Here is a 19,408-nt window from a genome sequence, read left to right as displayed (position 1 = left end):
CCGGGGCTCCGCGCTTCGGGTGCCGCGAGGACCATGAGGATCCGGTCCTCGAGGGATGCGGGATGTCCTGGACATCAACTTGCCTCCGATGGCCTGGTCTGTCGGCCCGCAGCCCCCCGGCGCTGTACGCCGGGTCTCTGCGGGGTGCCTATGTTTCCGGTGGGTTACCAGCTATGGGGAGGAATCTAAATCCATTTGTTTTACTAAGTCAACGCCCTGGTGCAGAATGTCCGAGCGACGAGCAGAGAGGACCTCGGGTGCGACAAGCAGGTACGAATCTGCCCAAGGTGGGGCGCTACAATCGCGCAGTCGTGCTGGACCAGATCCAGCTCCGCGACGGCATCAGCCGGGTGGAGATCGCCCAGCGCACCGGCCTCACCCCACAGAGCGTATCGGGCATCGTGCGCCGCCTCCTCGACGAGGGCATCGTGCGGGAGGACCACGCCAACCGGGTCTCCAGGGGCGGGAAACCCCGGGTCGCGCTGCGGATCAACGCCGAGGCCGGCAGCGCGGTCGGAGTGCATTTCGACCCGGTCGAGCTCACCTGTGCCGTGGTCGACCTGCTCGGCCAGCCGCGGGTCGTCAAGCGGCGCCCCACCCCGCCCGGCATCGACCCGGCGCAGGTCGTCCCGGCCATCACCGAGCTGGTCGCCGACGTGCTGAAGGAGGCCGCCGTGCCGCCGAGCCAGGTGCTCGGCCTGGGCCTGGCCACCCCCGGCCCGATCGATCAGAACCGCGGCCTGGTCGTCTCCCCGCCCCAGCTCGCGCACTGGACGCGGGTGCCGTTACAGCAGATGCTGCGCGAGGGCACCGGGCTGCCGGTGACGCTGGACAACGACGCCACCGCCGCCGCGGTGGGCGAGCGCTGGTCGGGTGCCGGCCGGGGAGTGGCGAACTTCGCGTACTTCTTCTTCGGCACCGGCATCGGCGGCGGGCTCATCCTGAACCACCAGGTCTACCGGGGCGGTTCGCTGAACGCCGGGGAGTTCGGCCACTCCTCCGTGCTGGCCGACGGGCCGGAGTGCTACTGCGGCAACCGGGGGTGCCTGGAGGGGCTGGTCAACCCGTCGGCGATCGTCACCGAGGTGCACCGCCGGCTCGCTCAGGGGGACGGCGCGAGCGTGCTGCGCGAGCCGTTCGAGCGCGATCCCAGCTCGGTCGACCACGCCGCGATCCGGGGGGCGGCCGTCGCCGGCGACCCGCTCGCGACCGCGGTCATCGACGAGGCCGCGCGGCACGTCGCCTCGGTCGCCGTCAACGTCGCCAACTTCGTCGACGTGGACCTCATCGTCCTCGGGGGCCACGGGATCGAGCACGTCGAGAAGCGGTACGTCGACGCCGTCGCCGCGGCGCTGGCCACCAGGCCGCTGGCCCGCCACATCCGGATCGTCGACGTCGCGCCCTCCCCGCTCGGCGCGGACGCCGCCGTCGTCGGCAGTGCCGCGCTCGTCCTGCACGCCACGTACTCGCCACAACTGTCAGCACTCCTCGCCGACTGATCAGAACAGGATGATCACTTGGACCAGAACGTCGTGCTCGCCGTGGACATCGGCGGTACCAAGATCGCTGCTGGGCTGGTCGGCGCGGACGGGCAGGTGAGCGGGCACGCCGAGACCCCCACCCCGGCGACGGAAGGCGCGCTCGGCCAGGCGCTGCGGGCGCTGCTGACGTCGGTGACGGACGGCGTGCCGATCAGCGCGGTCGGGCTGGCCTCGGCCGGGCCGCTCGACATGGTGCGCGGCACGGTCAGCCCCGTCAACATCCCCGCCTGGCGTGACTTCCCGCTGGTCGAGGAGGTCCGAGGCATCGTGCCCGGGGTGCCGGTCAGCCTGGTGGGCGACGGCGTGGCGGCCGCGGTGGGTGAGCACTGGCGCGGCGCGGGCCGCGGCGCCGTCTCCATGCTCGGGATCGTCGTCTCGACCGGCATCGGCGGCGGCCTGGTGCTCGACGGCGCTCCTTACCCGGGGCCGAGCGGCAACGCCGGCCATATCGGTCACGTGGTGGTCGAGCCCGGCGGGCATCCCTGCTCGTGCGGGGGCGCCGGCTGCGTCGAGGCGTACGCGAGCGGCCCGTCGATGGTCCGCTGGGCCCGGGAGCACGGCTGGACCGGCACCGACGCCCGTGCCCTCGCCGCCGACGCCGGTCAGGGCCACGCCGTCGCGCTGGCCGCCTTCGACCAGGGCACCCAGGCTCTCGCCCGCGGCATCGTCGCCGCGTCGACGATGTGCGACCTCGACCGCGTCGTGATCGGCGGCGGCGTGTCGGCCGCGGGTCAGACCCTGTTCGCGCCGCTGCGCAGCCATCTCGGGCGGCTGGCCACACTCGGCTTCGTCCGGCGGACGACCGTCGAGCCGTCCCTGCTCGGACGGCAGTCCGGCCTGCTCGGAGCGGCGCGTACCGCGCTGCTCGCCTCGCGGGGCCCGGCGAGCGGAAATCCCAGCGAGGGCGGCGAGCAGCTGGTCGCTCCCCTGTCCTGACCCGCGGGTGCCGGGCGCACATGCCCGGCGCCCCTAAACCGGGCTCGTGCCACATATCCGGGGGCAGGCGCGGAGCGTACGGTCGCGGCAAGTCCCTCACCCCGGAGTCGGCCATGAATGGACTGCTCAGCCGCACCGCGACCGCCCTCCTTCTCTGTCTCGCGCTGATCGCCCTGCCGGTGGCCTCCCAGGCGGCCACCCTCGTCAGGGTCACCGGGTTCGGCTCGAACCCCGGCGCCCTCAACATGTGGGCCTACGTGCCCGACAACCTGCCGCCCGGCTCACCCGCCGTCGTCGCCCTGCACGGCTGCACGCAGAGCGCGAGCGCGTACCACACCAACTCGGGCTGGCGGAAGTTCGCCGACCAGCACGGCTTCGCCCTGATCTACCCGGAGGCCACGACCGCGCCCACGAACTGCTTCCAGTGGTTCCAGGAGGGCGACATCCGGCGCGGCCAGGGCGAGGCGCTGTCCATCGCCCAGATGGTGGCGTACGCGACGAGCACCTACCGGCTGGACCCGGCCCGGATCTCCATCACCGGCCTGTCGGCGGGCGGCGCGATGACCGCCGTGATGATCGCCACCTATCCCGAGCTGTTCCATGCCGCCTCGATCGTCGCCGGCCTCCCGTACCGCTGCTCTCCGCCCGCTGCCACCTACACCTGCATGCTCGGCCCGGTGAGCAAGTCACCCGCCGACTGGGGCTCGCTGGTCCGGGCCGCGTACGCCGGCTACACCGGCCCCCGGCCGAAGGTGGCGATCTGGCAGGGCCAGGCCGACTACACGGTCAACAAGGCCAACGGCGACGAGCTGAGAGACCAGTTCACCAACGTGCTCGGCCTGCCCACGACCCCGGCCTCGACGGCGAGCCTGCCGGGCGGCACGACGATGGAGACGTACGGGACCGGCGCGCTGCGCTACTACAAGATCGCCGGGATGGGCCACGGCACCCCGGTGGACCCGGGCGGCGCGGCCGACCAGTGCGGCACGGCGGGCGCCTACTTCCTGGACACGATCTGCTCGGCGTACCACGACACCCGCTTCTTCGACCTCGCCGGCGGCACCGGCCCCGGCCCTGATCCCGACCCGACCCCGACACCGACGCCGACGCCGCCGCTCGGGTGCTTCACCGCCAGCAACTACGCCCACACCCAGGCGGGGCGCGCCCACCAGTCGGGGGGCTACGCCTACGCCAACGGCTCGAACCAGCCGATGGGGCTGTGGAACACGTTCGTGATCACCACGCTCCGTCAGACCGGCCCGAACCACTACGAGGTGGGCACCTGCTGACCGCGCTGCTCAGAGGCGGTAGACGCGGGTGGCCGTGGCGGTGAACACGTCGTGGACCTCCTCGGCGGACCGGCCCGCGAGCACCTCCTGCCAGGTGGACAGCAGGGTGGGCAGGCCGGTCCAGAGTTTCTCGATGGGGAAGTTGCTCCCCCACATGCAGCGGCGGGAGCCGAACAGGTCCAGGCACGTGGCCGCCACCCGGTCGATCAGCGGCCGGTCCACGCGATGCACGAAGGTGCCCTGGCCGGTGAGCTTCACCACGACGTTGGGCAGCTCGGCCAGCAGCTTCATGCCCCGCCTCCACTCCGCGACGCCCGCCGGGTCGGTCTCCACCGGCATCCCGGCGTGGACGAGCACGAACGTCACCTCGGGGAAGCCGGCCACCAGCTCGGCGGCGTCGGGCAACTGGGCGGGGAACACCTGGAGCTCGAACAGCCAGCCGAGGTCGGCGAGCGCGGCGAGGTTGCGCCGGAAGACGGGATCCTTCATGCGGTCCGGGCCGGTCGCGAAGCGGAACTCGGGCCGCTCGTGCCAGTGCAGTTGCAGCCGGGTGCCGCGGACGAGCGGAGTGAGGGCGGCCTGGCGGCGCATGACGTCGGGGGCGTCCTCGTCGAACAGGTCGGCGCAGCCCACCACGGCGGTGGGCCAGCCGGTCTCGGCGTGTACGTCCCGCAGCCAGCGCACCTCGTCCACGCAGCGGTCGAGCGACCAGTTCGCCTGGACGTAGACCGCTGAGGAGATGCCGCAGGCGGTGGCCTCGGCGACGTACTCGGAGGGGAGATAGTCACGGCGGATCGGCTCGTACGGGCCGAAGATGCGCGGGACCATCTCCCCCTGCAGCCAGGGCAGGTCGGCGGCCCGCCAGATGTGGTGGTGCGCGTCGACGATCCCGGAGCGGCCGGGGGCGGAGGCGGTCATCGGGGGGCTCCCATGAGGTGCGGGGTGGACCAGTGGCGGGCCGCCGTGTGGCGGGGGCCGGACAGGACGGCGGGAAGGCGGCGGACCTCCGCCAGCGCGGTGGCCAGGTCGCGTACGCCGCCGAGGTGGTCGAGGCTCGGCAACTGGGCGGACATGGCGCGGGTGGCGGGGCGGTAGGCGGGCGAGCAGGCCAGCGGGGACCACCAGACGAGCCGGTGGCCGAGCCGCGACAGCCGGGCCGTGGCGCGGACCATGGGGGCGGGGTCGCCGCGTTCGAGCCCGTCCGACAGGACGATCACCAGCGCGCCGCGGGCGAGCGCGACGAAGCGCGGATCGGCCAGGAAGCCTTCCAGCGCCTCGCCGATCGCCGTGCCACCGTCGGCGTCGGTGACCATCCTCGACACCGACCTCAGCGCCCGGTCGGCGTGCGGGTGTGACAGCGCGGCCGTGACCCGGGTGAGCCGGGTGCCGAAGGTGAACACCTCGGTACGGGCGGGCGCGGCACGCAGCGCGGTGTGCGCCACGCGGAGCAGGTCGGGGGTGTGCTGCCGCAGCGAGCCTGACACGTCGACCAGGATCAGCAGGCGGCGCGGGCGGGGCGGGCGGGCGAGGTGGCGCAGTTCGATGAACTCGCCGTGGTGGCGGCGGGCTCGGCGCCAGGCGTGCCGGACGTCCAGCCGGTCGCCCGACCGGGCCGGGCGGCGGCGCCTGGACGGGGTGGCGGGCAGCGCGGCGGGCCAGGCGGCTTCGAGGGCACGCATGAGCGCGTGGCCGCGTTCGCCGGTCCGGCCGAAGTCCCGCGTGCCGTGGGTGCTCAGGGTGCTGGCCTCGATCCCGTCGCCCGGCCGCACCTCGCGGGGCGGCGGGTCGTCCGCGCCGGGACCGCCGGGTGACGGAGCACGTTCGTCCTCCCCCTGGATCGGCGGGTCGTCGGAGGCGCCCCGCCGGAACCAGGCGTCGAAGACGCGGTCGAAGGCGGGCAGGCCGGCCACGTCCTGGAGCAGGGTGATCCGGGCGTACCAGTAGAGGGTGGGCAGGTCGGGTGGCGGGGTCTCGGCGATCACCCGGAGCAGGTCGGCCCGCTTCGGCGGGGCGGTGGGCAGTCCGGCCCGGCGCAGCGCGGCCAGGAACCCCCACAGGTGGTCCGCGACAAGCTGCACCGGACCTGCCGCCGGGCCTGCCGCTGGGCCTGCCGCTGGGCCTCCCCTCGGGCCTGCCACCGGGTCTCCCCCCGGGTCAGCCGTTTGGTCGGCCGCTGGGCGGTTGGTCCTCGCCGCGGCCGGGTCAGGCATCGGTGAACAGCTCCTCGGCGTGGTCCAGGAGGAGCCGGGTGTCCTCCTCGTCCTTGATCAGCAGGCCGAGGGCCCGGCGCAGCGCCACGGGCCACGGGTCGCCGCCCTCCGCGAGCGCCATGGCGCCCCTGGCCCATTCCACCGACTCGGCGATGCCGGGCCGCTTGAGCAGCGGCAGCCGGCGTACTCGCTGCACCGCCCGGACGAGCCCCTCGGCGGCCCGCTCCTCCAGCCCCGGCACCGAGGCCCGCAGGATCGCCCGTTCCCGGTCCGGCTCGGGGAAGGCAATCCAGTGGTAGAGACAGCGGCGCTTGAGCGCGTCGTGCAGCTCGCGCGTACGGTTGGAGGTCAGCACCACGATCGGGGGCGTGCCCGCCCGTACGGTGCCGAGCTCCGGGATCGTGATCTGGAAGTCGCCCAGGAACTCCAGCAGGAACGCCTCGAACTCGCTGTCGGCCCGGTCGATCTCGTCGATCAGCAGCACCGCGCCCCGCTCCGCCTGCACGGCCCGCAGCAGCGGCCGGCGCAGCAGGAACTCCTCACGGTAGAGGTCGCCGGCCTCCTGGCCGCGGCTCTCGGCCACCCTGACCTGGAGGAGCTGCTTGGGGTAGTCCCACTCGTACAGGGCCTGGCCGGAGTCCAGCCCCTCGAAGCACTGCAGGCGGATCAGCTCCAGGCCGGTGACGCGCGAGAGCACCGCGGCCACCTCGGTCTTGCCGACGCCCGGCTCGCCCTCCAGCAGCAGCGGCCGGCCCAGCCGCAGCGCCAGGTGGATCGCCGTGCACAGGCCCTCGTCCGCGAAATACCCCTTCCCCGCCAGCGCCGCCGCCAGCTCACCGGGGCCGGGAGTCACAGCTGCGCGTGCTCGGTGGTCAGCAGGTGGACGCGCTGGGAAGTGTGCGCCGCCGCGTCGGCCGCCGCGGCCCTGCCGTGCTCGGAGCCGAACGCGGCTGCGCGGGCCTCCTCGTCGTCGAAGCTCAGCTCGTTCACCGAGTCGTAGGCCCCGTCGTCGCCGTTGCTCACGCTCACCGTGTACCTGCGCAGGCCGGGCAGCTTCCTGGCGAACTCGACGTGCTCCTCCACCACCCACTTCGCGAACTCCTCGTGGGACATGCCCTCGGCGCGCTTGAGCAGTGAGATGACTTTCAACATGGTTCCTCCGTCCTCAGGGCGTCCAGCCCGCGCAGGACGCGTTCGGGGGTGAACGGCATCGCCGTCAGGCGCACACCGCAGGCGTCGAAGATGGCGTTGGCGATGGCCGGGATCGGGGCGTTCGCCGTCATCTCACCGATCCCCTTCGCCCCGTACGGCCCGTTGTCGGCCGGGCGCTCCAGCAACAGGCTGTGCTGTACAGGGAGGTCGGCGGGCCCCGGCATCAGGTACCCGGCGAAGTCGCGCGGCCCGTGGTCGCGGGCCGGGTAGTACGGCTCGGTGGTCTCGAACAGGGCGTGCGACACGCCCATCCACGCCCCGCCCTCCACCTGCTGCGTCGCCATGGCGGGATTGAGCGCCCTGCCGACCTCGTAGGTGTTGAACAGCTCCAGCACCTCGACCACCCCGGTCTCGTCGTCGACCTCGACGACGGCGACCGTGCACGCGTGCGCCTGACAGGAGTCGGGGTCCATCTCCCCCGTCTCGGGCACCGGCGTGCTCGGCTCCTTGAGGTAGATGCCGCGGCCGGAGATCGTCCGCCCGTGCTTGAAGTGCGCGGCCAGCGCCAGGTCGGTGATGTGCACGCGCTTGTCCCGCGCCCCCTTGACCGCGATGTAGCCGGTGCCGTCGGTCTCCAGGTCCGCGGCGTCGACCTCCAGCTCCTCGGCGGCGACCTCCAGCATCACGCCGCGGGCCTCGGCCGCGGCCATGATGACGGCGTTGCCGACGCGGTGGGTGCCGCGGCTGGCGAACGTGCCCATGCAGTGCGGGCCGGTGTCGGTGTCGGCGGTGTCGACCAGGACGTTCTCGATCGGCAGGCCGAGCGTCTCGGCGGCGCACTGGGCGGCGATCGTCTTGATGCCCTGGCCCAGGTCCACCGAGGACAGCGAGACCACGAACGTGCCCGTGGTGGTGGCGTGGATCAGCGCCTGCGAGGGGTCGCCGCCCAGGTTCATGCCGGTCGGGTAGTTGACCGACGCGTACCCCCGGCCGCGCAGCTTCGCCATCGCTACAGCCCCTCTCGGCTCGTGGAGGACATCCGGCGGTAGGTCTCGGGCAACTCGTGCCCGGCCAGCTCCGCCGCCTTCTGGATCACCTCGACCAGGGCCGTGCCCTTGGCGACCTTGCGGTGCGCCTTGAGGTCGCCGTCGCGGTAGGCGTTGAGCAGCCGCAGCTGGAGCGGGTCCATGCCGAGGGCGCGGGCGATCCGGTCCATCTGCGACTCCAGCGCGAAGTCGGCGATGGTCACGCCGAATCCGCGCATGGCGCTGGACGGCGTGCGGTTGGTGAACACGCAGTGGCAGTCGGCCCACACGTTCGGGATGGAGTAGGGGCCGGGCAGGTGAGCGGCGGCCTTGGTGGTGCCGTACGGGGTGTGGCGGGCGTACGCGCCGGCGTCGACGTACAGGGTGACCTGGCGGCCGGTGATCCGGCCGTCGCCCATGACCGCGTCCTTGATGTAGATCCGCTCGGCCGCGCGGGGCGAGGAGACCTGCATCTCCTCGGCCCGGTCGTAGACGAACTTGACCGGACGGTCGACCGCCATCGCCGCGACGCACGCGATCGGCTCGACCACCACGTCCACCTTGCCGCCGAAGCCGCCGCCGACCGTGCCGCCCACGATGCGCAGCTTGTTGAACGGCGTCCCGAGGATGAGCGCGGTGTTGTCGAGGGTGAAGAAGCACGCCTGGGTGTCGGAGTGGATGCGCAGCCGCCCGTCGGCCTGCGGGACGACGACGCAGCCGGTGGTCTCGACGGGCGCCTGCTCGATCGGCGCCGACTGGTAGCGCCACTCGAAGACGTGGTCGGCCCGCGCGAACGCCTCCCGCACGTCGCCGAACCGGATCCGCCGGCAGTGGTGCCCCTCGTACACGAAGTGGTTCTGTCCTTGGTACTCGTTGACCAGCGGCGCGCCCTCCCGCAGCGCCTCCTCGACGTCGAAGACCGGGGGCAGGTCATCGTAGGCGACCTTGACCCGGGCCGCGCCCTCCAGCGCGGCCGCCTCGGTCTCGGCGACCACGGCGCAGATGGGCTCGCCGAGGTAGCGCACCTTGTCCACGGCCAGGACGGGCTCGTCGTCCGGCTGGACGCCGATCAGCTTGAGCACGGTGTAGAGGTTGTTCGGCACGTCGGCGTGGGTGAGGACGCGCAGGACGCCGGGCACGGCCAGCGCCTCGGTCGCGTCCACGTCCCTGATCCGCGCGTGGTGCCGGGCCGAGCGGTGCATCTTCAGGTGCGCGAGCCGCGGCGGGGCCACGTCCTCGAAGAACTCGGTACGCCCGGTGACGTGCCCGCGCGCGTCCGAGCGCCGCACCACCGAGCCGATGACGGTGAGGTCGCCGCCGTCCCGCTCGGCGGCGAAGGCGCCGGTGTCGATGGGGGCCAGCCGGTACGTCATCGCGTCACCGCCCGCTCGCGGCGCCGCCGGGCCGCCTCCAGGATGGCGATCACGATGGGCCGGTAGCCGGTGCACCGGCAGACGTTCCCCGAGATGGCCTCGATGACGTCCGCCTCGCTCGGGTCCGGATCGCGATCGAGCAGCGCCTCGGCGACCATGATCATGCCGGGGGTGCAGAAGCCGCACTGGGTGGCGAAGCAGTCGATGAAGGCGCTCTGCACCTCGTCCAGGTCGCCCCCGGTGGCGACCCCCTCCAGCGTGCGGATCGCGCTGCCGGCGACGGTCTCCACCGCGACCAGGCAGGCGGCCTCGGGCCGGCCGTCGACCAGGACCGTGCAGGTGCCGCAGGCGCCCTGCGCGCAGCCGCGCTTGGCCGCGGTGAGCCCCAGGGACTCGCGTAGGCAGGCGAGCAGTGTGGCCCCCGGCGCGGCGATGAACTCGCGTCGCTCACCGTTGACGTCAAGCGAGACGATCTGTGACGGCACTGTCCCACCTCTTTTGATGCGATCGCTCAGGGGGTTTGCGGGGAGATCGGGGTTTGCGGGGAGATCGGGGGTCGCGGGGAGATCGGGGGTCGCGGGGATCAGTGGTTGCGGCGGGATCTGGGGTTGCGGGGTCTCAAGGGGACTCGGGGAGGAAGGCGCGGCGCAGGTGCACGGGCAGGACTCTTGCCCGATACCACGCGCTGGCGTAGGCGTCGTCGAAGGGGTCGATGTCGGCGCGGGCCGCCTCGCCCGCCTCGGTGAGGCTCTCGGGGGTCAGCGGCCGGCCGCGCAGCAGGCGTTCGGCGGACACCGCGCGCACCGGGCGCGGGGCGAGGCCGCCCAGGGCGATCCTGTAGTCGCCGGCCGAGGTGACGGAGGCGACGGTGACGATGGCGGCCGAGTTCAGGCGGCGGCGCATGGCCTTGTGGTAGTGCCAGGTGCCCGGCTCCGGCAGCGCGAACCGTACCGCGACGACGACCTCGCCCGGGGCGATCCCGGTGGTCAGGACGTCGGCCACCGGGGCCTCCCGCCGGCCGGCCGGGCCGGCGAGCTCGCAGGTCGCTTCCAGGGCGAGCAGGCAGACGGCCAGGTCGCCGTACGGCTGCGGGACGAACAGGTTGCCGCCCACGGTGGCCTGGTTGCGGATGGTCGGGGAGGCGATCGTGCGCAGCGCCGGGCGGAGGAAGGCGAGCCCGGGGTGCTCACCGACGGCGGCGAGCGTGGCCGCCGCCCCGATCGTGGCCACCCCGTCGCTCACCTCGATGCCGTCCATCCCCGCGCGGCGCAGGCTGACCAGCTCGGTCACGGCCGCGGACCCGCTGTTGACCAGCGGCATCACGACCGTTCCGCCGCCCATGAGCAGGCCGCCCCTGGCCGAGCAGGTCACCACGGCATCGACGGACTCCGGCACGTGCACCGCCTGGATCACCATGTGCGGCCTCCCTGTGCGGGGGTTCAACAATTATCGATAATTGATTATCGACAGTGGCCCGTCAAGGGATCTTGTCCATCGATGATCGGTAGGATCGCGCCATGACCGAAGAGCCCGCCAAGCTGCCGCGACTCACGCTGGCGCGGCAGATCCGCGACTCGCTGGTCAGCCGGATCGTCTCCGGACAGGTCAGGCCCGGCGAGCGGCTGGTGGAGACGCGGCTCGCGGCCACGTACGGCACCAGCCAGGCGCCGGTCCGCGAGGCGCTGCGCGAACTGGAGGCCATGCGGCTGGTGGAGACGCAGCCGCGCCGGGGCACCTTCGTCCGGCCCTTCATCCAGGAGACCCTGCGCGAGAGCTACGTCGTCCGGGCCGCGCTGGAGGAGACGGCCACCCGGCTCGCCCTGCTGGCCGGGACCGTGCCCGTGGAGGCGATGCGGGCGGAGGTGGAGGCGATGCGGGCCGCCGCCGAACGCGGCGACGACGAGGCCTCGGCACGCGCGAGCGTGTCCTTCCACCGGCACATCGTCGAGGCCGCGCACAACGAGTTGCTCAAGCTCACCTGGGAGGGCCTGCAGATCGAGGCACGCACCTCGGTCACGATGGTCGCCACCGAGGTCGACCTGCACGACATCGTCCGCGACCACGCAGAACTGCTGGCCGCGATCGAGGCCGGCGACCTGGAGACGGCCTGCCTGCAGGCCCGCGACCACCAGTGGCACTACGCCGACCTCCCACACGACGCCCACGGCCGCACCCGCGACAACACCGCCACCGGCTGAGGCCGGCCGACAACGGGAGCGAGAGCGGGAATCAGCCAGCACAGCGCGGTCGGCACAGCGCGGTCGGCTTCTGAAGGACGGCGTCTGAAGGGTGGCGGCCGTGGCGGGGGCTCAGCCGGTGGTCGTCAGTATCGTCTCCAGGTCCTTGGCGCGGGGGTCGGCCAGGTCCTTCATCATCCCGTGCGCCGTTCGCAGGATGCCGCGTGCGAGCAGGGCGTGCCCGTGCTCGTGGAGCACCTCGCCGAGATCGGCGAGGGTGACCGCCTCCCAGCGCTGGTTGCCCATGCGGCGGAAGATGTCGATGGCCAGGCGGAAGGCTCGTACGGCGTTGCGGACGTCGCCCGTCATGGCGTAGGCGCGGCCCATGTTCCGCAGGCACTGCGCGTCGGAGGGTTCGTCGCCGGCCCGTACCAGGATCTCGTGGGCCCGCCGGAAGGCGCGTACCGCCCGCCCGTAGTCGCCCGCCACGATGTGGGCCATGCCCAGGTTGTCGAGGACCAGGCCGACGCCGCGGGGGTATTCGCAACTCTCGTGCAGTTCGAGGGCGCGGGTCAGATGCCGCCGCGCCGTCTCGTATTTACCGGCCTCGCCCTGGACCATGCCGAGGTTGCCCAGCGCCATGGCCTCGCCGTGAACGTGCCCGGCCTGTTGGAAGAGGGTGAGGGCCTCGCCGAAGTATTTCTCCGCCAGCCCGACCTCGCCCCTGTCGGAGTAGTGGCAGCCCACGGAGTTGAGGGTGTACGCCTCGCCGACGGGCTCGTTCGCGGTCCGCGCCGCGCTCACCGCGGACATGAGGAAGTCCAGGCCGTCGGACCACGGGATCCGGGCGTCGAAGAAGCTGGTCATGGCCATGGTCGTACGCCAGGCGTAGCCCGCCCACTCCGAGCTCGTGGCCGCCCACGACGTCACCGCCCGCAGGGAGTCGAACTCCAGCTCCAGCCAGGCCAGCGCCTCACCCGCGTCGGCGAACGGGGACGCGGGCCGCTGCGGCCGCATCGGCTCCACGAACTCCCGGCGCCGGCCCGGCAGCAGTTGCCGGTCGGCGCTGACGGACGCGAACAGGTAGTGGTCGAGCAGCCGCCGGACGGCGGCCCGCCGCTCGTCGTCGGACATGTGCAGCCGGGCCTGGTCGACCGCGTACAGGCGGATCAGGTCGTGCAGCTGGTAGCGCCGGGGGTGGCGCTGTTCGAGCAGGTGCGCCGCCAGGAGCTGGTCGACGCTGCGCTCGACCTCGGCGGGCGACAGGCCGGCCAGGGCCGCGGCCGCCTCCAGCGCGATGTCCCCGGCGGGGTGCAGGCCGAGCACGTGGAACGTGGCCGCCGCCGCCGGGCTGAGCGCCCCGTACGACCATGACAGGACGGCGCGCAGGTCGGTGTTCGGATCGTTCTCGCCGGTGCCCAGGTTGTCGAGGCGGGCCTTCTCGTCCTCCAGCGCCTCCACGACCTCGCCGAGCGTGGCGGCGCGCTGCGCGCGTTCGGCGACGACCGCCAGCGCGAGCGGCAGGTGATCGCAGAGCGCGACCAGCCTGGAGGCCGCCTCGGGCTCGCGGGCGACCCGAGCCGAGCCGACGGTCGCCGCCAGCAGCTCGATGGCCTGCGATTCGGGCATCGCGCCCAGCGTGACGCGGTACGCGCCGTCGCGGATCGACAGGGACCTCAACTGGTTGCGGCTCGTCACGACGACCAGGCCGCTGGTGCCCGGCAGGAGGGGGCGCACCTGGTCGGCGTCGCGGGCGTTGTCCAGCAGGATGAGCACGTGCCGGTCGGCGAGGATGGTCCGCAGCAGCGCGCAGCGCTCGTCCACGTCGACGGGGATGGCCTCGCTGGCCACGCCCAGGCGGCGCAGCAGGCTCTCCGCCGCCGCGGCGGAGGTCATCGGGTCGGCCGGGCCGTATCCGCGCAGGTTGAGGTAGAGCTGCCCGTCGGGGTAGCCGTGGGCGACGCGGTGCGCCCAGTGCACGGCGAGCGTCGTCTTACCCGTGCCGGGCGCGCCGTCGATGGCCACCACCGTCGGGGCGCGCCCGTTCCGGCCCGGGGCCGGCGCTCCGTACGGGAGCCGCTCCAGCGCGGCCAGCTCCTGGCTGCGGCCGGTGAAGCAGACGATGTCGTGCGGCAACTGCCGGGGCCTGGGCGGCTCGCGCCGGGCGGGCGGGATGGCCGGATGGTCGGCGGCGTCGCCCATGAGCACCGTCTGGTGCAGCTGGACCAGTCGCTCGCCCGGATCCAGGCCGAGCTCCTCGCTGAGCACCGTACGGACGCGCTGATAGGCGCTCAACGCCTCGGCCCGCCTGCCGCCGCGGTGCAGGGCGGTGATCAGGCGCGCCCACAGCGACTCGCGGGTCGGGTAGCGGTTGGTCAGGTCCGACAGCTCGGCGATGAGGTGCCCCGGCGGCTCGCCGGCCAGCTCCAGGTCGATCCGGCGCTCGGTGGCGGCGAACCACTCCTCCATCAGGAGGGGTACGATCTCCTGCTCCAGCCAGGCGTCGCGGGAGTTTCCGAAGGGCCTGCCGCGCCAGAGTTTCAGCGACTCGCGCAGCAGCGCCAGCTCCTCCTCCGCGGCGTCGGCCAGGCCGGCGCGGCGCACCAGGCCGCGGAACCGGTGGAGGTCGACGGTGTCGGCCTCCACCTTGAGCCGGTAGCCGTCCGGGCACGTCTGGATGAGCTCCGGCCCGAGCACCCGCCGCAGCCTGGTGACGTAGGTGTGCACCGCTCCCTGCGGCCAGTCCGGGCCCTGATCGGGCCAGAGCCGCTGGGCGAGCATGGGGGTCGACACCGACTCCCCCACCGACAGCAGCAATGACGCCAGGATCGTCCGTTGCCGGCCGGCGGGCACGGTCGTCAGCTCCCGGCCGATGCGGACCTCCCACGGTCCGAGGATGCCGAAGCTGACCTCACCCGCCATGCAACCCCGCAGCCGTTCCGGGAGACGTTCCGGCCATGCCCGACCTCCCATCACCCAGACAACCCCGTCGCCGGCGCCCCCGGGACCATGGGCCACGCCTGGCATGTCCATCCGAGTTTAGGCCGGTAACGGCTCGAACAATCCTCTGGTGCGGGGCCCGCGCGTAGGGGGTGGATTCCCTGTCGCGCGGGGCCGGCTCGGCGCACATCATGGGGGTTGTGAAGCTGCGAGCACACCCGATCGTGCGCGGCTGCCTGGCCTTGGCAGGGCTGGTCTACATAGGGCTCGGCATGCTGTGGGCGACCACCGTCATGAACGGGGCGGACGGCCGTTCGCTGCCGGAGGACTTGGCCCTGGCCTCGTCGGCGGAGCTGGTCGCGGTGGCCGTCGTCTCGGTGCCCTTGGCGGCGCCCGGCGTGCTGATGCTGCTGCGGGCCTACTTCTACGGCGTCACCTGCACCCCGGACGTCATCAAGGTGCACAACATGTTGTGGACCCGCCGGGTGCCTGCCGGGAGAGCCGTCGAGGTCCGCCGTACCGTGACGGGCAAGACGGATCTGTGGTGGAAGGGCAGGAACGGGTGGCCGCGCTGGGGGCGGATCTCCGCGTTCAGCCTCCCCTTCGGCGTTCGCCGGTATGTACGGCAGTGGCTGGAACCGTACAACGAGCGGCGGGCCGGCATGCTGCGGCAATGGATCGACGAGCGGCGCCGCCGATAAATCCGGGCCGGAATTCAGGTGCCGTGCGAACCTGGTTGGCCACCGCCGGTCATTTCGCGAGTCATTGCGCGTCCGGGTGCTCGGCGGGGCGGTCGTGGCGGGCGCCGGTCTGGCCCGAGAGCAATCGGCTGAGCTCGTGCCCGCAATCGGCGGCGAGCGTCGCCGAGGAGTCGGGGTCGTACGCGGGTCCGCGGACCCGGGTGGCCATCCAGTAACCAGGGCCGCCGTCATCTCGGCGCGCCCTCCAGACGACCCACCCCGGGTAGGCGGACCGGAGGTTTTCCAGGAGCGGGCCGACATTGTCCGGCCTGCTGCCTTGCCGGCAACCCGCGGACGGGCCGGACGGGCTGACAGGTCGATTCATGAGGTCCCCAGAACCTTCGGTGTATTTTCCGGTGAGCACCGGGTGAGAAGGCGTCCGTGCATGTTCAGCCGGGCCCCGTACGGCTAATAACGACTCACGGACGAATCCCTGCGGCGCCCAGGAGGCCAATATTCGCTGGATCTTCCAGATAATTCTTACGACGCCTGCCATGAAGTGTCAACCACGAGTAGAAACCATGGGAATGGCCGGTCCGAAATATCGATATCCGTCTCGACCGAAATCGACTGTCCGAGGACCCCTTCGCCCTTGAGGACGAATCGTAATGCGTGATTCGGGCCGGCCGGCCGGGAAACCTGTGCAGGCAGCGTGCACAAAGGCGTCACCTCCGCGAAATCTCGCGGCAACTCGTCAACCAGCAGAAGACATATCCGGCGGCGCCCCCACCACCCGGCGGAGGCGTTCCCGGCACGGTCGCCGGCGACGACCTCGACCCGGGGAACTTGACTCGACGCAGTCAAGGCACGGCCCTTGAACACGCCTCCGATGCCCTCTACTGTTGGCTCTGGCCATAAATCGGCGATCTCGCATGACAAGGGCGATAACCTCGAGGCGGCCATAAAGCATGGAAGCGCAGTCCTTTCCCAACGATCCAGCCGAACGCCAGCCGCTGTCCGTCGTCCTGACGCGACTTCTCGCCGGAAACAATCCGGCAAAAGGCAGGCCGTGGCGGGTCGTCGAAGTGTGCGAGAAAGTCGAAGAGGTCAGCTCGGGACGGGTGACCCTCAGCCCGAAATACCTCTACGCCCTCAAAAGCGGGGTGCGGGACAATCCGGGACCGGCCATTCTGCTGGCCCTCGCCGACGTTTTCGAAGTCAGCCCCGGCTATCTTCTGGAAGGCAAGAACAATCCTGCCCCCGGCTCGGGCCGGCGGGCCCTGGAAAAGGCGCTCGCGGACGAGCGCATCACGAAGATAGTAGGCCGGCTGGCCGAGCTGTCGGACGGGGAGAAGGAACGCGCGTTACGCGTCTTGAATGCCTTCGTGCAGGAGGATCAGGAAGAGCGATGAAACGGGATTTCCGCGCCATTTTCCAGCGTATCCTTGACGATGTCAGGGTGCCTGAGCCGTTCGACCTGGACGAGTTCGTCTCCCGGGTCGCGGCCTATCGCGGCCGGCCCATCCACCTGCTGAGCGTCCCCGGCCTGCAACCCAGCCGCTGTCTGTGCGCGGAGACCGACCGCGGCGACGTGATCCTGCTGTCGGAGTCCATCGGGCCGCTGCACTATCTCGCCGTGGTGTGCCACGAGATCGCCCACCTCCTGGCGGGACACCCCTCCGACGACGAGCTCATCGACCTGCTCACCAACACGCACACCGAGTCGCTGCCCGATCTGATGGGCCAGGACACCCGGATCCACGGGCTGCTGGCCCGCCGGCACTTCGACTCGGTGCAGGAGCAGGAGGCCGAGATCGGCTCCACCATGATCGTCTCACGTGCCCTCTACCAGGACATGGTGCCTCCCTCCTGGGGAGACGTCCTCGTGGAGGGTCCCCGCCTCTACCGCGCGGGAAGGCCACGGTGGAAGTTCAGGTAGTCCACCTCGTCCTGCTGGCGATCCTCTGGCCGGGCGTGATCGTGCACGCCCGTACGGCCATCGCCAAGCCCGCCATCCGCCCGCTGTGGGGATTCCTGTGCTGCTACGCGGTGTCGGCCACGTTCTCCCCGCTGGCCTGGAACGAGGACCTCACGGTGCCCGGCGTGCCCCGCTGGGTGTGGGTGCTGGCCTCGCACGTGGCCCTGCTCCTCGCGGTCGCCTGCGTGCGGCGCTTCTTCTCCCCCGGGCCGAACGGCCGCCGGTGGCTGATCGTCGCGGCGGCCACGCAGCCGGCCGCCCTGATCGTCCTGGCCGTGCTGGACCCCCGGCACCTGACCGAGCCCCCGTCGCCCGGCGTCGCCGTGGCCATGGCCTACTGGCTCGTCTACTGGGCGGTGCTGAGCTGGACGGACCTGCGGGTCGCCTGGGCGGCGACCACGGCCGGGCTGCGGGACCAGGCGCACCCGGCGATCAGGGCCGTCGGGCTGACCCTGGCGGCGCTGGGCGGCTTCGCGTGCGTGGTCGGCGTCATCACGATGGTGCGGATCGCGACGGTGCCGTTCAGCGGCGACCTGGCCGTGCTGTTCCCCCAGGACACCTTCTTCGGCATGGAGCTGACATTCCTGACCGCCGCCACCCTCGGCGCCACCGTGTCGGTCCTGCTGACGCCGTTGCAGTGGCTGGCCGACCGGTGGGCGCTGCGCCGCATGGCGCCGCTCTACACCGCCGTGGTCGCCGCGTACCCGGAGCTGGTGATCACCGGGTACGACGGATCGCGCGGCCGGTTCTTCGCCGCCGGCCACGAGCGGCTCTACCGCCAGGCGGTCACGATCAGTGACGCGCTGGCCGACCTGGCGGCGACGTACGGGTGGCTGCGAGCACGCGCGCGGGAGGAGCTGAGCGGCGTGGAGGCCGAGGCCGCCTGGGTGGCCGCGGCGCTGGCGCTGCGTGGCGGGGCCGCGCCTGCCGAGGACGCGCCCGGCCCACAGGACGACCCCCACGAGCTGGGCCCCGTCCCGCCGGAGGCACTGTCGGTACGCGGAGCAGGAGATGAGATCCGCCGCCTGAGTCACGTCAGCCGGGCGTTCGCCACCTCGTCCGGCGTGACCGCGTTCGTCGCAAGGCACACCCGCCCCAAGGAGATCCGTATATGAGCGATCAGCAGGAATGGCTGACCCCGGAGCACCTGCTCGACGTGGCCCAAGGGTTCATGAAGGCGCAGGTCGCGCTGGCGGCCGCCGAGCTCGGCGTGTGGAGCGAGCTGGCCGGGGACTCCCTCGGCCTGGCGGACCTCTCGCGGCGGTGCGGGCTGCACGACCGTACCGCGCGGGACTTCCTCGACACCCTCACCGCGCTCGGGCTGCTGCGCCGCGACGAGGACGGCCGCTACGCCAACACCCCGGAGACGGCGTTCTTCCTCGATCGCGCCAAGCCCACCTACCTCGGCGACATCCTGCTGGAATGGCACCGCCACCTGTACGCGGACTGGGGACACTTCACCTCGGCCCTGCGCTCCGGGGAGCACCGCGACATGTTCGCCTCTTATGACGCCAGCCGGGCCGCCGAGTTCGCCCGGTCCATGGACGCCACCACCGCCATGACGACCGGCATGCTCGCCTTCTCCTTCGACTGGCCCTCGGTGAAGACGTTCGCCGACGTGGGCGGCGGCTCCGGCGCCCTGGCCGCGGGCCTGGCCGAGACGTATCCGCACCTACGCGGCGTCTGCTTCGACCTGCCCGAGCTGGCCGGGACCTTCGCGGCCGGCGCGCGCCCGGACCAGGTGGAGTTCGTCGCGGGCGACTTCTTCGCCGATCCCCTGCCCAGTGCCGACGTGCTGCTGATGGGGCGGGTCCTGCACGACTGGGACGTGCCGCGGCGGCGCGCGCTCATCGCCGGCGCGTTCGCCGCGCTGCCGCCCGGCGGGACCCTGCTGGTGTGGGACAGCATGATCGGCGACGACCGCCGCGGGCCGCTCACCTCCTTGCTGATGAGCCTCACCACGGCCCTGGTGACGCAGGGCGGCGAGTACACCGCCGCCGAGCTCGGCGAGTGGCTGGCCGAGGCGGGCTTCGGCGACGTGCACGTCCAGTCCGGCCTTGGTCCGGTCACGCTGGTCAGCGCCCGCAAGCCGGAAAGGTGACCGGCG

Annotated in this window: 19 protein-coding genes; 9 read left to right on the top strand and 10 right to left on the bottom strand. The window is 72.2% G+C overall.

Annotation, left to right across the window (positions count from 1 at the left end):
• The first annotated feature begins 311 nt into the window (after positions 1 to 311).
• The 3 genes from BLS95_RS11485 to BLS95_RS11475 all read left to right on the top strand — a co-directional run bounded on the left by BLS95_RS11485 (position 312) and on the right by BLS95_RS11475 (position 3,766).
• Complete coding sequence (locus BLS95_RS11485) at positions 312 to 1,499, top strand: ROK family transcriptional regulator (protein ID WP_218135689.1); 1,188 nt, start codon at positions 312 to 314, stop codon at positions 1,497 to 1,499.
• An 18-nt stretch (positions 1,500 to 1,517) separates the two neighbouring features.
• A complete protein-coding gene (locus BLS95_RS11480) occupies positions 1,518 to 2,477 on the top strand; it encodes an ROK family protein (protein ID WP_090930883.1) in 960 nt (319 codons plus the stop codon).
• 113 nt (positions 2,478 to 2,590) lie between these two features.
• A complete protein-coding gene (locus tag BLS95_RS11475) occupies positions 2,591 to 3,766 on the top strand; it encodes an extracellular catalytic domain type 1 short-chain-length polyhydroxyalkanoate depolymerase (RefSeq protein ID WP_090930882.1) in 1,176 nt (391 codons plus the stop codon).
• A 9-nt stretch (positions 3,767 to 3,775) separates the two neighbouring features.
• Here the strand turns inward: BLS95_RS11475 and BLS95_RS11470 are convergent, their stop codons facing one another.
• From BLS95_RS11470 to BLS95_RS11435, 8 genes are all read right to left on the bottom strand, one after another.
• Complete coding sequence (locus tag BLS95_RS11470; protein WP_090930881.1) at positions 3,776 to 4,684, bottom strand: amidohydrolase family protein; 909 nt, start codon at positions 4,682 to 4,684, stop codon at positions 3,776 to 3,778.
• Positions 4,681 to 5,844: a vWA domain-containing protein gene (locus BLS95_RS11465; RefSeq protein ID WP_090930880.1), complete on the bottom strand. Its 1,164-nt coding sequence runs from the start codon at positions 5,842 to 5,844 to the stop codon at positions 4,681 to 4,683. The genes BLS95_RS11470 and BLS95_RS11465 overlap by 4 nt, the downstream gene beginning before the upstream one ends.
• A gap of 124 nt (positions 5,845 to 5,968) precedes the next feature.
• Complete coding sequence (locus BLS95_RS11460) at positions 5,969 to 6,829, bottom strand: AAA family ATPase (protein WP_090930879.1); 861 nt, start codon at positions 6,827 to 6,829, stop codon at positions 5,969 to 5,971.
• Positions 6,826 to 7,128 carry an EthD family reductase gene (locus BLS95_RS11455; RefSeq protein WP_090930878.1) on the bottom strand — a complete coding sequence of 101 codons (303 nt, stop codon included), beginning with the start codon at positions 7,126 to 7,128 and terminating at the stop codon, positions 6,826 to 6,828. The genes BLS95_RS11460 and BLS95_RS11455 overlap by 4 nt, the downstream gene beginning before the upstream one ends.
• The gene (locus BLS95_RS58960) at positions 7,122 to 8,135 is read right to left on the bottom strand and encodes a xanthine dehydrogenase family protein molybdopterin-binding subunit (protein WP_090930877.1); all 1,014 of its coding nucleotides are present in this window, start codon (positions 8,133 to 8,135) and stop codon (positions 7,122 to 7,124) included. The genes BLS95_RS11455 and BLS95_RS58960 overlap by 7 nt, the downstream gene beginning before the upstream one ends.
• Positions 8,136 to 8,137: 2 nt before the next feature.
• Positions 8,138 to 9,526, bottom strand: a complete 1,389-nt coding sequence (locus tag BLS95_RS58955; protein WP_090930876.1) for a xanthine dehydrogenase family protein molybdopterin-binding subunit — start codon at positions 9,524 to 9,526, stop codon at positions 8,138 to 8,140.
• Positions 9,523 to 10,011, bottom strand: a complete 489-nt coding sequence (locus BLS95_RS11440) for a (2Fe-2S)-binding protein (RefSeq protein WP_090930875.1) — start codon at positions 10,009 to 10,011, stop codon at positions 9,523 to 9,525. Before BLS95_RS11440 ends, BLS95_RS58955 begins: the two co-directional genes overlap by 4 nt.
• A 133-nt stretch (positions 10,012 to 10,144) precedes the next feature.
• A complete protein-coding gene (locus BLS95_RS11435; protein ID WP_090930874.1) occupies positions 10,145 to 10,942 on the bottom strand; it encodes an FAD binding domain-containing protein in 798 nt (265 codons plus the stop codon).
• Positions 10,943 to 11,043: 101 nt separating this feature from the next.
• Here BLS95_RS11435 and BLS95_RS11430 point away from each other — a divergent pair, with 101 nt between their 5' ends.
• On the top strand, positions 11,044 to 11,724 hold the full coding sequence (locus BLS95_RS11430) for a GntR family transcriptional regulator (protein WP_090930873.1): 681 nt from the start codon (positions 11,044 to 11,046) through the stop codon (positions 11,722 to 11,724).
• A 111-nt stretch (positions 11,725 to 11,835) separates the two neighbouring features.
• On the opposite strand, the gene BLS95_RS11425 is transcribed toward BLS95_RS11430, so the two are convergent.
• Positions 11,836 to 14,625, bottom strand: a complete 2,790-nt coding sequence (locus BLS95_RS11425) for an AfsR/SARP family transcriptional regulator (protein ID WP_176993134.1) — start codon at positions 14,623 to 14,625, stop codon at positions 11,836 to 11,838.
• 218 nt (positions 14,626 to 14,843) lie between these two features.
• Here BLS95_RS11425 and BLS95_RS11420 point away from each other — a divergent pair, with 218 nt between their 5' ends.
• Positions 14,844 to 15,344 (top strand): hypothetical protein, encoded by a 501-nt coding sequence (locus BLS95_RS11420; RefSeq protein WP_143043669.1) that lies wholly within the window; start codon positions 14,844 to 14,846, stop codon positions 15,342 to 15,344.
• Positions 15,345 to 15,405: 61 nt separating this feature from the next.
• Here the strand turns inward: BLS95_RS11420 and BLS95_RS55560 are convergent, their stop codons facing one another.
• Complete coding sequence (locus tag BLS95_RS55560) at positions 15,406 to 15,552, bottom strand: hypothetical protein (RefSeq protein ID WP_176993133.1); 147 nt, start codon at positions 15,550 to 15,552, stop codon at positions 15,406 to 15,408.
• A gap of 739 nt (positions 15,553 to 16,291) precedes the next feature.
• Between BLS95_RS55560 and BLS95_RS11415 the strand changes: the two genes are divergently transcribed.
• The 4 genes from BLS95_RS11415 to BLS95_RS11400 are packed head-to-tail and all read left to right on the top strand — an operon-like array spanning position 16,292 to position 19,402.
• The gene (locus BLS95_RS11415; protein WP_090930870.1) at positions 16,292 to 16,735 is read left to right on the top strand and encodes a helix-turn-helix domain-containing protein; all 444 of its coding nucleotides are present in this window, start codon (positions 16,292 to 16,294) and stop codon (positions 16,733 to 16,735) included.
• A gap of 47 nt (positions 16,736 to 16,782) precedes the next feature.
• Positions 16,783 to 17,262 (top strand): ParH-like protein, encoded by a 480-nt coding sequence (locus BLS95_RS11410; RefSeq protein ID WP_143043668.1) that lies wholly within the window; start codon positions 16,783 to 16,785, stop codon positions 17,260 to 17,262.
• Positions 17,247 to 18,416 carry a DUF6545 domain-containing protein gene (locus tag BLS95_RS11405; RefSeq protein ID WP_090930868.1) on the top strand — a complete coding sequence of 390 codons (1,170 nt, stop codon included), beginning with the start codon at positions 17,247 to 17,249 and terminating at the stop codon, positions 18,414 to 18,416. Before BLS95_RS11410 ends, BLS95_RS11405 begins: the two co-directional genes overlap by 16 nt.
• Entirely contained in the window at positions 18,413 to 19,402 is a 990-nt protein-coding gene (locus BLS95_RS11400; RefSeq protein ID WP_090930867.1) for a methyltransferase, read from the top strand. Before BLS95_RS11405 ends, BLS95_RS11400 begins: the two co-directional genes overlap by 4 nt.
• Positions 19,403 to 19,408 lie beyond the last annotated feature (6 nt).

Source organism: Nonomuraea jiangxiensis, from assembly GCF_900099965.1.
Taxonomy (GTDB): Bacteria; Actinomycetota; Actinomycetes; order Streptosporangiales; family Streptosporangiaceae; genus Nonomuraea; species Nonomuraea jiangxiensis.
Note: the sequence above shows the minus strand (reverse complement) of the source record. Positions and strands in the feature narration are given on the sequence as shown.

Bases quoted from the DNA above. Each gene is read 5' to 3' on its own strand.
- BLS95_RS58955 (WP_090930876.1), bottom strand. From the start codon at position 9,526: ATGACGTACCGGCTGGCCCCCATCGACACCGGCGCCTTCGCCGCCGAG.
- BLS95_RS11475 (WP_090930882.1), top strand. From the start codon at position 2,591: ATGAATGGACTGCTCAGCCGCACCGCGACCGCCCTCCTTCTCTGTCTC.
- BLS95_RS58960 (WP_090930877.1), bottom strand. From the start codon at position 8,135: ATGGCGAAGCTGCGCGGCCGGGGGTACGCGTCGGTCAACTACCCGACC.
- BLS95_RS11425 (WP_176993134.1), bottom strand. From the start codon at position 14,625: ATGGCGGGTGAGGTCAGCTTCGGCATCCTCGGACCGTGGGAGGTCCGC.
- BLS95_RS11400 (WP_090930867.1), top strand. From the start codon at position 18,413: ATGAGCGATCAGCAGGAATGGCTGACCCCGGAGCACCTGCTCGACGTG.
- BLS95_RS11430 (WP_090930873.1), top strand. From the start codon at position 11,044: ATGACCGAAGAGCCCGCCAAGCTGCCGCGACTCACGCTGGCGCGGCAG.
- BLS95_RS11455 (WP_090930878.1), bottom strand. From the start codon at position 7,128: ATGTTGAAAGTCATCTCACTGCTCAAGCGCGCCGAGGGCATGTCCCAC.
- BLS95_RS11415 (WP_090930870.1), top strand. From the start codon at position 16,292: ATGGAAGCGCAGTCCTTTCCCAACGATCCAGCCGAACGCCAGCCGCTG.
- BLS95_RS11470 (WP_090930881.1), bottom strand. From the start codon at position 4,684: ATGACCGCCTCCGCCCCCGGCCGCTCCGGGATCGTCGACGCGCACCAC.
- BLS95_RS55560 (WP_176993133.1), bottom strand. From the start codon at position 15,552: ATGGCCACCCGGGTCCGCGGACCCGCGTACGACCCCGACTCCTCGGCG.
- BLS95_RS11435 (WP_090930874.1), bottom strand. From the start codon at position 10,942: ATGGTGATCCAGGCGGTGCACGTGCCGGAGTCCGTCGATGCCGTGGTG.